Consider the following 14,790-nt stretch of genomic DNA (forward strand, 5'->3'; position numbering starts at 1 on the left):
CACGGGGAATCGTCCTCCAGTGGTCTCACTGAGTGCCACACATGTAAGGCTCTGGTTTGTCAGTCACGTCGGCGATGTACATCAGTATGGACTTGCGGCGAAAATACGACGAAGGCACGCCCGCCGTTGTGCTCGCAGAGGGCGAGTTCGGACAACCGGAAGGCAAGACGGCCAACGGAATCGTCATGCACGGAGAGCTGTTCGACGCGCAGGCCGTCGTGGACTCGACGTGTCCGAGCCCCAACGCCGGAGCGGCCCTCGATTGGCCGGCTGCCGACGACGTGCCGGTCGTCGAAACCGTCACCGAAGCGCTGAACCGAGCCCCGGACGCAGCCGTCCTCGTCATCGGCGTTGCGCCCGCTGGCGGTGACCTTCCGGCGGCCTGGGTCGAGGCTATCCAGCGTGCGATGGAACGGGGCTGTGACGTCGTCTCCGGCCTGCACGTCTTCTTGAGCGAGCGCCCAGCCTGGACCGAGCGCGCACAGCAACACGGTGTCGACCTCGTCGACGTCCGGAAACCGCCGTCCGTCGCCGACCTGACGCTCGGTGACGGCCGCGGGAGCGAAGCCGACGCGGACGTGGTCCTGACGATGGGGACCGACTGTGCGGTCGGGAAGCGAACGACGACCTTCGAACTGTACCGGGCAGCGGCCGACGCCGGGCTCGACGCCGGCTGGGTCGCGACTGGACAGACCGGCATCCTCGTCGGCGCGGACCGCGGTGTCGTCATCGACCGGGTTCCGGCCGACTTCGTTTCGGGCATCGTCGAGGACATGGTGCTCGACGTCGCAGCGGACCACGATATCGTGTTCGTCGAGGGGCAGGCCGCGCTCACGCACACCGCATACGGCGGGGTGACGCTCGGGTTGCTTCACGGGGCGGCCCCCGATGCAGTCGTGCTAGCCGACGACCCTTCTCGGGAGGCCCGGTCCCATTTCGACGACCTCACCGTGGCCGGTGTCGAAGCCGAACGTCGCGCGATTACCGACCTCGCGGATACGACAGTCGCCGCGCTCTCCACCTGGGGCGATCCGGAGGAAGAAGCCGCTCGGACAGGCCTGCCAGCGGCGAACACCTACGACGATGACGGCCCGGAGACACTCCTCACGGCCGTCCTGGAGGCGCTATGACCCGTATCGACCGCATCTCCGTCGAACCGCTCGATCACGAACTCCGCGAACCGTTCGAAATCTCGCTTGGCACTCGGGAGAAAGCGCGGAATCTGGTCGTTACAGTGGAGACAGATTCTGGCGTGGTCGGCCACGGTGAGGGGTCCCCGCTGCCGCCGGTGACCGGCGAGACGCAGGCGGCCGCCGTGGCGACCGCCCGGTCGGTTACATCGCTGCTTGAGGGAGCGTCTCTCGCCGATTACCGCGAACTCGTCAGTGACCTGCGGGCAGCCGTGCCCGGAGGGGTTTCAGCACTGTTCGCCGTCGAGACGGCACTGCTCGACGCCTACTGTCGCGACCGGGGCATCCCGCTCTCGGAGCTGTTCGGCGGAGCGCCGACCACAGTTACGACGGATATCACCGTTCCGATAGTCACGCCCGACGCGGCAGCCGAGCGAGCCACGCGCGCCGCAACTGCGGGCTTCGACCACATCAAGGTCAAAGCCGGCGGAGAGGTCGACGCCGACGTGGCCCGGACTGTCGCAGTCGCGGACGCCGCGCCCGACGCAACGATTACCGTGGACGCGAATCAGGGCTGGACGCCGAAGGCCGCAGCGACGTTTGTCGACGAGGTGACCGCGGCCGGGGTCGACCTCGCCCTGGTCGAACAGCCGACGCCGAAAGACGACATCTGCGGGCTTGCGAGGGCACGCGACAGACTCTCGGTCCCTGTCGCCGCGGACGAGGCCGTGTTCACGCCGGCTGATGCGACTGCCGTAGTTCGCGAAGGGGCTGCCGACGTGATCAACGTCAAACTCGGGAAATCGGGGCTCCTCGGGGCAGCGGCGATTGTGAACATCGCCGAGGCCGCCTCCCTCGACTGTATGCTCGGCTGTATGCTCGAAGGCGCAACCGGGATCGCGACGAGCGCCCACCTCGCCGCTGGGCTCGGTGCCTTCGATTACGTCGACCTGGACGGCCACCTGCTGTTTGACGAGTGTCCGCCGTCAATGTCGTTCGGCCCGCGTATCGATATCGACGGGCCGGGACACGGGGTTTCACCGCCGGCGGCTGTGTGTGACGCGACTGAACGCTGACGCTGTGTAGCGAGCGTTCGCCACGCAAAATAGCGTCCGAGCGGTTACTCTGCCGACTCCGCCGCCTCTTCGACGTCGGGACCGTCCTCGGAAGCATCGCTGCCGGTTGTCACTCCGTCTGCATCCCCGCCGTCGGTTGCCGCACTGTCCGCAGTGGCGGGGTCGTCGGCTGCTGCATCGGCCGCCGACTCGCTGTTGTCTGAATCGCTTCGTTCGTCGGCTGGCTCCGTAGTGTCAGTGTCAGCTTCGAGCGATTCGGCCATCTCGGCCATCGCCGCAGCGGATTCGTCCGGGCGGTCTAGCACTGCCTCGGTGTGCATCCGCATCTCCTCGCTGGTGCGGATTGTCCCGTCGACCGTCGCGTTCTCGTGGAGTTCGACGGTCGTCCCCGAGATGTCGCCCCAGATCTTCGCTCCCGGGCCGACACGGACGGTGCCACTGCGAGTCGTTACGTCCCCTTTGATCTCCGTGCCCCGGCCGACCACGATATCGTCTTTCGCGCGGAGGCTCCCGAAGACGACCGTGTCACGGCCGACTTCGAGGGACTTCGCGCGGATGTTGCCGTGGAGCCGGCAGTCGTCGCCGACCGTTGCCGGCGTCGAGACGCGCCAGGCGTCGTCCGAAACGCTCGCACCGCGTGGAATCAGAACCGGGTCGTGCTCGTCACTGCCGTCGTCTAGCATCTCGTCGATTACTTCCTCGGCCGCGTCTTCCTCGCCGATGCGGAGGAGTTGCGAGAGGTAGACGAACAGGAAGACGATGGTCGGCATCGGATTGCGGATGACGATCCAGCCGTTCGCCTCGAACCCGTTCTCGATGTCCACGTCGTCGCCGATATCAAGGTCGCCCGCGACACGGAGTTCGCCGCCGATGTGTACCCGTTCGCCGATGTAGGCGTCTTCGCCGACGAGGACGTTGTCCGCGACGTCACACCACATATCCAGCCGACAGTCACCTTCGGCTTCGATGTGGCCGCCAAAGCGGACCCGCTCGTCGGCGATGACTGTCCGCCCGCGTACGCCGAACTCCACGGTCGACTGGCCGCCGACGATGACGTCGCCGTCGGTCACCAGGTCGTGTTCCTCGACGGTCGTCCCGTCGGGAATGTCGAGTTCGGACAGCGGGTCGGAGCCGAGAGGCACGGTTACTATAGCGGTTCCGTTCGTATTAAACCCTCATGACGTGCATGACGGGCGTCTGACGCTGGTCCGACGGGAACGGCATTCCCCTCCGTAGTGCGCTGGTGACGGCGCAGTCAGTAACGGTCTGTTCGAACGTCGATAACAGCGAGAACGTGACAGCTGAACGGCCATAACGAACTAGTTCGCTGATACAGTGGCTCCGGTATGTTACTCGAACGCCGCCACCTCTCGCTTGCACTCGTAATGCTACTGACAGCGTCCGCCGGCTGTAGCGGGCTGCTGGGTACTGATTCGGGCACAGACGGTACGGACGCCGAAGTAACGGCGACGCAGATTGATGCCAACGGCCCCGCCCCCGGGTCGTCCGGGTTCGACGCGGCGGCCGTCGAACGCGGGCACTTCGAGACGCTGTCGAACTCGTCGTTCACCACCTCGCTGTCGTTCCAGCTCTCGACGGTCCGCGACGGCGAGAACCGGTCGGTGTTCATCAACCGGACCATCGCTATCGACCGCGACAGCGACCGGTCGCTGGCGACGGGCGAACTGGTCCAGGCCAGCGGCGACACGCTGGCGACGACGACCTACACGGCTGACGGGACCACCGCCGAGCGTCGAGTCCTCATCCGCGGTGACGACACGAGGACGGACTACCGCTCGGCATCACCGCCGTACGATGGCCAGGTCCAGCCCGTCAACGAGAGCAGCGTCATCGACCGCTCGCTGCTGCAATCACTAGGGTCGGACATCAACTGGACCTACGCCGGTACCGAGACGGTCGACGGTGACAGCGTCTCGCGGTTCGAAGCAACCGGGAGCGACGTCACCGGCTTCGCTGCCGACGACGCCGTCTCGACGAACGTCTCGGCCAACGGGACGACACAGTCGGCCAGCGCGACCGTTCTCGTCGACGAGGACGGCGTCGTCCGAATGTTCGAGTACAGCGTGACAACTGAGCGGGACGGCCAGCCGGTGACGGTGACGCTGTCGCTCTCCGTCTCGCAGGTCGACGACACCATCGTCGCGGAACCGGACTGGCTGTCAAAGGCAGCGAACTGACGAACGACGGAAAAACTACAGGGACTGGCCGGCGCTGAACTGCCTGGCGACCCACTGTGAACTGTCGAGCGCCTCGACGCCGTCCTGAAGACGCGACAGCCGGTCCCTTGTTTCCGCTTCGTCCAGTTCAAACGCCCGCTCGATGGCGTCCGCAATCGCCTCGATGTCGTGCGGATTGACCGTCAGCGCGCCGTCGAGATGGGTCGCCGCGCCGGCCAGTTCGCTCAGCACGAGCGAGCCGTCGCCGTCGACACAGGCCGCTGGGTACTCGTGGGCGACGAGGTTCATGCCGTCGCGATGGGGCGTCACGACCGCGACTTCTGCGGCCCGGTACAGCCCGGCGAGCGTCTCGTTGTCGAGTTTGGCCTCGGTGTAGACGATGGGCTGCCAGTCGTCGGTCCCGAAGCGGTCGTTGACGCGCTCGACGGCATCGACGACGTCCGCTCTGTAGCGGCGGTAGGCGGCGATCCCCTCCCGGGTTCGGCTCGCCTTCTGGACGTACGTGAATTCTCTTCGCAGGTCCGGCCGCCGGTCCCAGAGGTGTGCCAGCGCCTCGATCCGTTCGGGGATGCCCTTCGAATAGTCGAGCCGTTCGACGCCGAGCGCGAGGCGAATCGACGTGTCCGAGCGGCTGCCGCCCAGCACAGTATCCCGGATACTGGTCACGTCAGCAGCCCGTGCTCGGTCCCGAACCCCCTCGACGTCGATTCCCAGCGGGTTCGCGACGGCTCGTGTCTTGTCACCGCTGCGGGTGACTATTCCGCCGTCCGTGTCGACGGTCGCCGCGGGGAACGCGCTGTCGACGCAGTGCAGGAACTGCTCGGCGTACGCTGTCGTGTGAAAGCCGATGACGTCACAGGCCAGCAATCCGTCGAGGAGCGCGTCGCTGTGGGGGCAGTGCCGGAACACCGACGGCGCGGGCCAGGGGATGTGCCAGAACTGCAACAGCGTCGTATCCGGTCGCCGCTGTCGGACCAATCTGGGCGCGAGCGCCAGGTGGTAGTCCTGGAACCAGACCGGCTGGTCCGCGTCGGCGACCGTATCGACGGCCTCGGCGAACTGCTCGTTGACGGCGCGGTACTGCTCCCAGTAGGCGGGCTCGGCCCACATTCGGCCCGTGTCTTCGTGACAGAGGGGCCAGAGAACCTGATTGGCGTAGCCGTAGTAGTAACCCTGAACTGCCGCGTCGGAGAGGGGAACGCGTTTCAGGTCGTATGTGGGGGCAGACGGCGGGACTTCGACGATGCCCTCCTCGGCAACGGCCATATCGGCGTCGCCGCTGCCCCAGGCGACCCAGGTGCCGCCCCGTGACTGCATCACCGGGTCGAGTGCGCTCGTCAGCCCACCCGCCGCGGACTGGACCCGTATCTCACCGTCGTCGTCCCGCTCGTGGCTATACGGTTCGCGGTTCGAGACGACCACCAGCGAATCCGGAACTGCACCGTCTTGCGCGTTTACTGACAGTTCCGGGGCCATTTGCCTGCGGTAAGTGCTTCCCTGCCTTGAGACTGTCGTGGACTACTGACTCGTGTTTCCAACGTAACAAGTCCTCGGGCTTGTGACGCCTGTCCTCCATGTCTGACGGTAAGAGAAAACTTATACCGGAGGCCTCGAAAGAAAGGGGTGAAAGCCGAAAGGGCACCCGGGTAGGGGTACACGGACGTGCCATTTCGGCTCAACTCGGTTTATCTGGACACGAATTCGATAGCGACAGCTACGCTGTGGGACGTTGGTAGTGTGAAAGCGGTATGACTGGCTCGGTGAACAAGACAGAAGCACGTCCACTCCGTGGTGTCTGACAACAGATGGAATTTCACACCTGGGAACCAGTGTACGAGGATATCCTCGACGATTTCGGCTATCCTCGTGATGGCGACGAGCGTGCCCGCGACCGATTCGGTGACCTGCTCGGCGACGACAGCACGTACGACCCGGCGCGACTCGGACTCGACGGCGCAACGGTTGCCGTCGCCGGGGCCGGCCCATCACTCGAAGCCGAGGCCGACCGGGTAGTCGATGCTGACGTGGTCTTCGCGGCCTCCACGGCCGCCGACCGCCTCAAGACGGAAGGTGTGGCCATCGACTGCATGGTCACGGACCTGGACAAGAACGCCGATACCGGACGGGAACTGACCGCCGACGGGACGCCGGTCGTCGCCCACGCCCACGGCGACAACATCCCCGCACTGGAGACACACATTCCGACTTACGACAGCGAGTTCGTCGTGCCGACGACACAGGCGGCCCCCGCCCCGCCGGTCCGCAACTACGGCGGTTTCACCGACGGCGACCGCGCCGCGTTCCTCGCGGACCACTTCGGCGCTGCCGCGCTGGTGTTCCCCGGCTGGGACTTCGACGACCCGTCCGTGACTGCGGAAAAGCGACAGAAACTCCGCTGGGCCGAGCGCCTGCTCCACTGGCTAGAACAGCGCCGCGGCGAGCGCTTCGACGTGCTCGACGGCCGACGTGACGACATCGAGCCAGTCGCTACCGACTGAAAACGACGCCCCGACTCAGGGCGCTAACACGTCGATGGTCGTGTCGATAGTGTCCGGTTCGGCAGCGCGGGGGAACGAGATGTTGATCGCGTCCACGCCATCGATGTCTTCGAACTGTGTGATGTGGTCGCGACAATCCTCGGGCGAACCGGCGACGGCGATGCTGTCCAGTAGCTCGTCGCTGATCGCGTCGACGGCAGCCGCTTTGTCGCCCGATCCCCACTGCTCGGCGATCTCGTAAGCGGTGTCCTCGTACCCCTGGCGGGCCAGCGCGTCGCGGTAGAACGTCCCCATACCGCCGATGTAGAACGCGACGTGCTGACGGGCCAGTTCGCGGGCCTGCTCCCGGTCGTCCATCGCACAGCACGTCAGCGACAGCGTCACCCGCTGGTCTGACCGGTCGCGGTCGCCGAGATCCGCTCCGCGCTCGAAGTCTTCCAGTCGGTCTCGGAGGCCGTCGGCGGTCAGCATCAGCGCGTGCCAGCCGTCGGCGAAGCGACCGGCGAGTTCGACCGATTTCGGGCCGAGGCCGCCGGCGTCTACGGGCGGCGCGGGTTCGGGCGGCTCACAGCGCAGTCGGAACCCGGACAGCGAAAAGATGTCCCCGTCGTAGTCGACGGTCTCCCCGGAGAGCACCAGTTTCATGATGTCGACGGTCTCCCGCGTGTACTTGAGCGGATTCTCGAACTCACGGCCGTGCCAGCCTTCGATGACGATAGGGCCCGACGGGCCAACACCGGCGCGGAAGCGGCCGTCCGAAACCTCCTGCAGCGTCGCCGCAGTCTGGCCGAGCAGCGCCGGCGACCGCGAGTACACGTTCAGAATCGAGGACCCGAGACCGACCGTCGACGTGTGCTCGGCGATGCTAGTCAGCGTCGTCACCGCGTCCCGCCCCCACGTCTCCGGGAGCCAGACCCGGTCGTAGCCACTGTCCTCGGCCTGCTGACTCATCTCGACCAGCGTGTCGACCGACGGCTGTGCCGCGACCGGGAGATACACGTCTCGCGCTGTCATCTGTCGCCCTCCACGCGTCGAGCGATGACTGGCTGGACGCCTGTCAGCGACTGGAACGCACGTACCTGAGACATGGCTCGCAGTGCGGCCGCACGGGAGATAAAGCCACATGAGAGGGGGAGTGTCGCCCGTTGTCCGCGGTTTATTCACGGGACGGTGACCGGGTCGCCACGCCTCAGGAGGGGCTACCTGGTGTCGTCGTCGGCTACGGCCTGGCTTTCTACTTGGTGTCGCTGACGCTCGAAGACCTCCCGGTGCCGTCGGCATCCTGCTCATCATCATCGCCGTGTACTGTGGCAGCGTCCTGTCCGAGATGTCCGTGCACTGAGCGGGGACCGGTCACGTCACATGTGAAGCTGTGAGTGGGCCCGTACCGGACGGCTGGACGCTCGACTCGGCGACCGGCTATATGAGGCCGCCGCTTCTACGGGTGCCTATGCCGTTCGACCCGGACCGCGTGACGACGATTACCTTTGACTCGTACAGCACCATCGTTGATGTCGAAGCGGCGCAAAAGGCCCTCGCCGACCGGGTGGACGACCCCCGGCCGGTGTCCCGGCTCTGGCGCTCCCGTTCGCTGGCGTACACCTTCCTCGCCAACCAGATCGACGCCTACAAGCCGTTCTACGAGATGAATCGCGATGCGCTCCAGTACGCGCTGGACGCCCACGGCGTCGACATCACGACGGAGGAGCGCGACGAGATTCTCGCGGTCTACCACGAACTCGACGTGTTCGACGACGTACGGGACGGCATGAACAGGCTCTACGACGCCGGCTACGACCTCTATGTCGTCTCGAACGGCAACCCCGAGATGCTCGAATCGATGGTCGACTTCGCCGGCATCGGCGGTCTGCTCGAAGACACCGTCAGCGCCGACGAGATCCAGACGTTCAAGCCGGCGGCCGAACTGTACCGTCATGCGGCAGAGAGAACGGGGACCGAAATCGAGGAAATCGCCCACGTCACCGCGGGCTATTTCGACGTGTACGGTGCGATGCACGCCGGGATGCAAGGCGTCTGGGTCAACCGCGATGACGGCCCGTGGGACGCCTTCGCCGGCGAGCCTGACCTGACCATCAGGTCGTTCCACGACCTCCACGACGAACTAGTCTGAGACGGGACAGTACCACCGTTGGGGTCTCTGTGTTGGTTCGCCGATAGAGCGTCAGTTTCCGTATATAACCAGGAAGACCTGAGCGGCGGCCTCTGACAACGTACTATGTTGCTACCCGCGCAGGAGATTCAACACTTCATCGACAACATCGGTTTCGACGGCGAGAATATAGTGCTCGTCAGGTTCCAAAACCGTCTCAGGTCCTGCCAGTTCCGTTCGGTCCGCCGTCGAAATCAGCAGGCTACCGGCCGGGAGAGCGATTTCATCGAGGCGACGCCCAGCAACGGGGGCCGACGGGGAGACGCTCACCTCAATGATATCGAGATCGGCAGTCGGATAGACAAGCGTCCGAATATCCTCGCCGGTCAGTATATCAGCCGCGTGGTCGCCACCGAGATACTCGGGTAGCAGCGTCGCATCCACCACCTCGTCGTACTCCTGCTCCGTCCCCGTCTCTGCCCTCGCAATGGTCCGAATCGATGGGGCGTACTGTTGGGCCTCCATACAGATTGCGAGGTTCGTTCCCGGTTCGTCAGTGAGTGCGGCGATGGCGTCGGCATCGGCCAGGTCGGCCTGCTCAAGAATCGACGGGCGTGTGGCGTCGCCGTGGATAACGGGGCCGAGATACGCATCGGACAACGCCGCAACACGCTCCTCGTCAGACTCGATTAGCAGTACGTCGTGACCCTGATCCGCGAGATTCTCAGCGGTCTGTTTCCCGACACGGCCGCCACCGGCGATGACGAATCGCTTTGTTCGGGTCATTGAGAGATTGTTTAAAACGCGTCATCTTCAATGCCCCGGCGGTTCTAATGGACCGGGAACACAACCTGTCGTGCCGGGGGACAGGCTATCATAAGCCTTTAAGAAATCCACTTACCGTTCTTACAATAGAAGAACTTACCCCGGTAATCAAATGGACCGAAAAGAGTGCATACGGCGTACGATGGATGGCACGCCGAATAAAAACAGGACGCAATGAGTAAGAGCCAGACTCGATCACCCGAGGCTGAACTCGGGTTACTTGACGCGACGATGATTGGGATGGGAGCGATGATCGGGGCCGGTATCTTTGTGCTGACAGGACTGGCTGCCGAAATCGCTGGTCCGGCAGCGATTCTTGTCTTTGCGTTGAATGGCGTCGTAACAGCGTTCACAGGACTCTCGTATGCGGAACTTGCCGCCTCGATTCCGAAAAGCGGCGGTGGCTACGCGTTCGTGCGAGAGATATTCGACGACTTTGCCTCGTTCATCATGGGCTGGATGCTCTGGTTTGCCTACATGATTGCCGGGGCGCTGTATGCGCTGGGTTTTGCACCGAACTTTCTCGAATTGCTGCACGTCTATGGTGTGGTCCCGCCACCGGATCAAGTGGGGGCTGTCGCGGTTCCAGTCATCGACGCGGCGCTCCCGCTGGCCTTCCTGCTGGCGTTCGTGGCGGTACTCGGTTTGGTGGCGCTCAACGCCGTCTCGACGGCCGCCAGCGGCAGTGTCGAGACGATTTTCACCATCATCAAAGTCTCCATTCTGGTGGTGTTCGTCGCGTTCGGACTCGCGTCTCCGATGTTCTCCGGGGCCGAATTCCAGCCGCTGTTTCCACAGAGCAGCGGGGCGGCCGCGGTTCTGCCGGCGATGGGGCTAACCTTCATCGCCTTCGAGGGGTACGACCTCATCACCACCGTCACCGAGGAGGTACAGAACCCGCGTGAAAACATCCCCAAGGCGATATTCATCAGTCTCGCTGTTACGGTTGTCGTCTATCTGGCAGTTGTGACCGTCGCCGTCGGCACGCTCGGGGCTCAAGGACTCGCCGACGCCGGCGAGGCGGGCATCGCCACGGCAGCCACATCGTTCATGCCGACCGGATTACCGATTATCCAGAACGGTGGTGCACTCATTGTTTTCGGGGCCGTGTTCTCGACACTCACCGCCCTCAACGCAGTCGTCATCGCGTCGTCACGCGTGGCGTTCTCGATGGGACGTGAGGGACAGTTGCTCCCGTCGATCGGTCAGATTCACCACCGCTACGGGACGCCGTTCGTCGCAATCCTCGCCAGCGCAGTCGTGATGCTCGGGTCAGTGGCACTGCCGACACAAAGTGCTGGCAACATGTCGAGCCTGTTTTTCCTGTTATCGTTCGTCATCGTCAACGTCGCCGTCATCAGACTCCGCAGGGAGCGCCCGAACATGAACCGGCCGTACGAGATGCCGTTCTACCCGGCGCCGCCACTGATTGGTATCGCGCTCAATCTGCTTCTAACAGGGGTGCTCGTGGAGTACCTGCTCCGAACAGATCCATTGGCGTTGGCACTCAGCATGGCGTGGATTCTGCTCGGAGCCCTCGTGTATTTCGCGCTTAAACGTGTGAGAGAGCAATCGGACCGCGAACAGGCGGCTGCCGCCACTGAAATAACACCTGAAGCTGAAGACTAACCATGACTAGTGACCTCGACATTATCATCGCTGGCGGTGGACGTGTCGGTTTCCAAACAGCCGAGATACTCGCTGACCGCGGTCACGACGTGACGATAATCGAACGCGATGACCGGATTGTCTCGGATATCGCCGATCAATGGATAGCGACTGTTATCCAGGGTGACGCGACAAATCCGGATATCATCGAACAGGCAGGCCTTGAGCGAGCGGACGTAATTGCCGCGCTTACGGGTGAAACAGGGCTAAATCTCGCGGTCTGTTTAGCTGCTGCAGAGTTGACACCCGACATCCGAACGGTCGCCCGTATCGACCGCACTGGCGGGGAGTCATACACCCGATTTGTCGACGCGGTAGTCTTCCCGGAACGGGCCGGGTCGAGGGTGGCAGCCAACGAAATCATAGGGAGTGATGTCCAGACGCTCGCCGACGTGACTGGCAACCTCGATATCATGCTCATCCGCGTTGCTGACGACGCCCCGGCCGCCGGAAAACCCCTCTCAGATGTCCGCTTTCCCGAGGGAACCCTCGTCGTGTCCGACGCGAACGGTGAGCGAATCGCTCGTGCTGACACGACCCTGACACCGGGGAGCAGCTACGTCGTCGCTGTCGAACCTGCTGTGGTCGATGAGGTCATGCATTTGATGCGTGGCTAGTGACCCGTGGTCGGTCCTATTCCCTGATGGAGAGAGCCGCGTGATTTCCTCGTTCCGATGAACAGCCACCGACGGCCAGTATTGTTGCACCGGACTGTGTGGGCATCGCTGCAGTCGGCCCAGTCGCGCCACCTACACACGCCGCGATAGCGACGCTCGCAACTCGCCGGCGAGTTCGCGGTGGCCGTCTTCGGCGAGGCTGTCGGCGACCACTTTCAGTGCTACCGCGGCGCCGCCGACGTAGAGGCTGCCGCTGTCTTTCTCGACGACTACCACGTCGGTCACCTCAGCGACGGCCCGGAGACTTGCCCGTGCGTCGTCGGTCAGGTCACCGAGCAGGAACGTCAGCGTCGCGCCGTCGTCGGTGCCGCCGGCGACCGTCTCGCCGAGGGCCTGATGCCGGGCCACCTCCCGCAGCGTCACGTCGGTCAGTTCCGCCACGGTGGGGCCGGGCTCAGTTTCGGCACGCGTCGTCCGCTCGTCGCCGAGCGCGTCGGCCACCTTGACCACGTCGTGGGTCTCGCGTGTGTCGTGCGTGCGGATGATGTGCGCCCCGCGTTCGACTTCCATCGTCGCCGCGGCCAGTGACACGGCGAGTTGGTTCTCCGTCTCGGGCTGGTCGGCCAGGTCACCGAGGAAGTCCTCGCGGTTGGTCGCCGTGAGCATCGGTCTGTCGAAGGCGCGGAACTCTCGGAGGCGGCGGAACATCTCCCAGTTGTCCTCGAACTCCTTGCCGTCGTACCAGCCGCCGAATGCCGGGTCGATGATTGTCTTGTCCGTGAACCCGTCCCGCTGGAGCGCCTCGAAGATGTCGTCGATGCTCTTCAGCGCGCCGGGCCGGGCCAGGTCCGGCGGACTGGCCATCTTGACGACCGGCATGTCGTGGTCTTCGACGACACCTTTCATCTCCGGGTCGGCGAAGCCACACACGTCGTTGATAAGGTCAAACCCGTGGCCGATGGCCTCCTCGGCGACCTCTGCGTACCGAGTTTCGAGCGACAGCGGCACGTCGGCGTCGAGTTCGTCGACGAGCGGCGCGACCTCTTCGAGCCGGTCTTTCTCCATCTCGACCGGCTTGGACTCGTACTTGGGGTTGGCCGACTGGAGGCCGACGTCGATGATGTCTGCGCCGGCGGGGACGAGGTTCTCCTCGATTGCGTCGGCGGCTTCCGCGGGGTCCAGATACACGCTCGGCTTGTACCCGGAGTTCGAACTCATGTTCAACACGCTCATGACGCGTGTCGGGTGCCCATCACCCACCGGGAGGCCGTCGATTTCGACCGTTCGCATACCGCTCCCTGAGGACTGTGGATACAAAGGTCCCGCGACATCGGCGGACCGACGACGCTATGCTACGTATCACTGACACGAGATCACCGCGTTTTATATATACGGTTGCATGAATTATACGGGATGGGTGGGGAGTTAATGGTCGCATTCGATCTCGATTCGTTCGAGGCCGTAACACAGCAGTTGATGGCTGCGGAGTCCGAGCGTGAGATATGCGAGATCGCAATGTCGGGGATTTCGTCTGTGTTCGACGTGCCACTCGGAGCGCTGTGGCTGTATGACAGCGACGCGTCGGAACTGCAGTTGGCGGCGTCGACGGAGCGGGCGGACGAGGTATTCGACTGGCCGGTCACCTACCGGCCCGGCAACAGTCTCTCGTGGGAGGCGTTCGAGCAGGACGAAGTTCGGACGTACTCGGAACTCGACGACGAGCAGCGCCAGTACAACGAGAACTCGCCCGTCAGCAGCGAGATCATCCTGCCGCTTGCCGAGTACGGCGTTATCAACATCGGGTCCCTCGCCCCCGTTACGTTTGACGGCGAAACGCTTCGACTCGCCCGGATGTACGCGACGCACGTCCAGGCAGCACTGCAGAAAGCCGAGCGCGAGCACGACCTCCGCGTCCAGCGCGACCGGATGGAACAGTTCATCGGCGTCGTCTCACACGACCTCAGAAACCCGCTCCACGTCGTCGAGGGTCGGCTCGAACTCGTGCGAGAGACCGGCGACCTGTCCCATCTCGAAGATGCGGAGGAAGGTGTGGCTCGCATGGAAGCGCTCATCGACGACCTGCTGACCCTCGCAAAGAAGGGGTATGCGGTCGAAGACCGAACCGCCATTTCGCTCGATACCATTGTCGAACAGACCTGGGAGATGGCCAGAACGGCTGACGCAACGCTGCGGGTCGAAGGGTCCGCCCCGGTGTTCGGTGACCAGAACCGCCTCAAACAGGTGTTCGAGAACCTCTTTCGGAACGCGGCGGACCACGCGGGCGACGACGTGACCGTCTGGGTCGGTCCGATTCTCGACGACGGGACAGCCGAGATAGACACTGCAGACGAGCGAACCGAGGGCCGCGTGACCGGCTTCTACGTCGCTGATGACGGTCCCGGCATCCCCTCCGATGAACTAGACTCCCTTCTCTCGGTAGACAGCTTTTCAGGGAGTGACACCGGCCTTGGCCTGTCTATCGTAACGCAGATAATCGACGCCCACGGCTGGGACATCTCGGTGACTGAGAGCAGGGCCGGCGGCGCACGATTCGAAGTGACTGACGGGACGAAACCAGTCTCACCGTTCCACTCCTGGTAGCGCGGAGACGGCGACTGACAGCGTCCGAACCGGGTCGACCGACAACGCCCGAATCGGGTATCAGTGC

At 64.0% G+C, this 14,790-nt stretch carries 13 protein-coding genes and 1 pseudogene; 9 read left to right on the forward strand and 5 right to left on the reverse strand.

Features of this window, described 5'->3' with window-relative positions; all coding sequences use genetic code 11:
* Positions 1-86: 86 nt before the first annotated feature.
* Together ACNO8S_RS04445 and ACNO8S_RS04450 are read left to right on the forward strand one after the other, a co-directional pair.
* A complete protein-coding gene (locus ACNO8S_RS04445; protein ID WP_129754952.1) occupies positions 87-1,130 on the forward strand; it encodes a DUF1611 domain-containing protein in 1,044 nt (347 codons plus the stop codon).
* Positions 1,127-2,206, forward strand: a complete 1,080-nt coding sequence (locus ACNO8S_RS04450; RefSeq protein ID WP_050037752.1) for a dipeptide epimerase — start codon at positions 1,127-1,129, stop codon at positions 2,204-2,206. Before ACNO8S_RS04445 ends, ACNO8S_RS04450 begins: the two co-directional genes overlap by 4 nt.
* A 44-nt stretch (positions 2,207-2,250) precedes the next feature.
* Here ACNO8S_RS04450 and ACNO8S_RS04455 read toward each other — a convergent pair whose 3' ends face one another.
* The gene (locus ACNO8S_RS04455) at positions 2,251-3,348 is read right to left on the reverse strand and encodes a polymer-forming cytoskeletal protein (protein ID WP_420182547.1); all 1,098 of its coding nucleotides are present in this window, start codon (positions 3,346-3,348) and stop codon (positions 2,251-2,253) included.
* 204 nt (positions 3,349-3,552) lie between these two features.
* On the opposite strand from ACNO8S_RS04455, the gene ACNO8S_RS04460 reads away from it, so the two are divergent.
* Complete coding sequence (locus tag ACNO8S_RS04460; RefSeq protein ID WP_420182548.1) at positions 3,553-4,404, forward strand: DUF7537 family lipoprotein; 852 nt, start codon at positions 3,553-3,555, stop codon at positions 4,402-4,404.
* A 15-nt stretch (positions 4,405-4,419) separates the two neighbouring features.
* Here the strand turns inward: ACNO8S_RS04460 and ACNO8S_RS04465 are convergent, their stop codons facing one another.
* On the reverse strand, positions 4,420-5,880 hold the full coding sequence (locus tag ACNO8S_RS04465) for an alpha,alpha-trehalose-phosphate synthase (UDP-forming) (protein ID WP_420182549.1): 1,461 nt from the start codon (positions 5,878-5,880) through the stop codon (positions 4,420-4,422).
* A 329-nt stretch (positions 5,881-6,209) separates the two neighbouring features.
* Here ACNO8S_RS04465 and ACNO8S_RS04470 point away from each other — a divergent pair, with 329 nt between their 5' ends.
* The gene (locus ACNO8S_RS04470; RefSeq protein WP_014039898.1) at positions 6,210-6,902 is read left to right on the forward strand and encodes a 6-hydroxymethylpterin diphosphokinase MptE-like protein; all 693 of its coding nucleotides are present in this window, start codon (positions 6,210-6,212) and stop codon (positions 6,900-6,902) included.
* A gap of 15 nt (positions 6,903-6,917) precedes the next feature.
* Here ACNO8S_RS04470 and ACNO8S_RS04475 read toward each other — a convergent pair whose 3' ends face one another.
* Positions 6,918-7,916 carry a TIGR04024 family LLM class F420-dependent oxidoreductase gene (locus ACNO8S_RS04475; protein WP_129754957.1) on the reverse strand — a complete coding sequence of 333 codons (999 nt, stop codon included), beginning with the start codon at positions 7,914-7,916 and terminating at the stop codon, positions 6,918-6,920.
* A 191-nt stretch (positions 7,917-8,107) separates the two neighbouring features.
* On the opposite strand from ACNO8S_RS04475, the pseudogene ACNO8S_RS04480 reads away from it, so the two are divergent.
* Both ACNO8S_RS04480 and ACNO8S_RS04485 read left to right on the forward strand, forming a co-directional pair.
* A pseudogene (locus ACNO8S_RS04480) lies at positions 8,108-8,244 on the forward strand (QacE family quaternary ammonium compound efflux SMR transporter); the annotation flags it as partial.
* 108 nt (positions 8,245-8,352) lie between these two features.
* A complete protein-coding gene (locus tag ACNO8S_RS04485) occupies positions 8,353-9,033 on the forward strand; it encodes a haloacid dehalogenase type II (protein WP_050037757.1) in 681 nt (226 codons plus the stop codon).
* Between the two features lie 111 nt (positions 9,034-9,144).
* On the opposite strand, the gene ACNO8S_RS04490 is transcribed toward ACNO8S_RS04485, so the two are convergent.
* Positions 9,145-9,798, reverse strand: coding sequence for a potassium channel family protein (locus tag ACNO8S_RS04490; RefSeq protein ID WP_014039900.1), 654 nt, complete (start codon positions 9,796-9,798; stop codon positions 9,145-9,147).
* Between the two features lie 213 nt (positions 9,799-10,011).
* On the opposite strand from ACNO8S_RS04490, the gene ACNO8S_RS04495 reads away from it, so the two are divergent.
* Positions 10,012-11,466: an APC family permease gene (locus ACNO8S_RS04495; RefSeq protein WP_023843179.1), complete on the forward strand. Its 1,455-nt coding sequence runs from the start codon at positions 10,012-10,014 to the stop codon at positions 11,464-11,466.
* A gap of 2 nt (positions 11,467-11,468) precedes the next feature.
* On the forward strand, positions 11,469-12,122 hold the full coding sequence (locus ACNO8S_RS04500) for a potassium channel family protein (protein ID WP_050037758.1): 654 nt from the start codon (positions 11,469-11,471) through the stop codon (positions 12,120-12,122).
* A gap of 132 nt (positions 12,123-12,254) precedes the next feature.
* On the opposite strand, the gene ACNO8S_RS04505 is transcribed toward ACNO8S_RS04500, so the two are convergent.
* Complete coding sequence (locus ACNO8S_RS04505) at positions 12,255-13,412, reverse strand: dihydropteroate synthase (protein WP_014039903.1); 1,158 nt, start codon at positions 13,410-13,412, stop codon at positions 12,255-12,257.
* A gap of 138 nt (positions 13,413-13,550) precedes the next feature.
* On the opposite strand from ACNO8S_RS04505, the gene ACNO8S_RS04510 reads away from it, so the two are divergent.
* Complete coding sequence (locus ACNO8S_RS04510) at positions 13,551-14,723, forward strand: sensor histidine kinase (RefSeq protein ID WP_014039904.1); 1,173 nt, start codon at positions 13,551-13,553, stop codon at positions 14,721-14,723.
* Positions 14,724-14,790: the final 67 nt, after the last annotated feature.

The sequence above is a fragment of the Haloarcula sp. KBTZ06 genome (assembly GCF_048595605.1).
GTDB classification, from domain to species: domain Archaea; phylum Halobacteriota; class Halobacteria; order Halobacteriales; family Haloarculaceae; genus Haloarcula; species Haloarcula hispanica.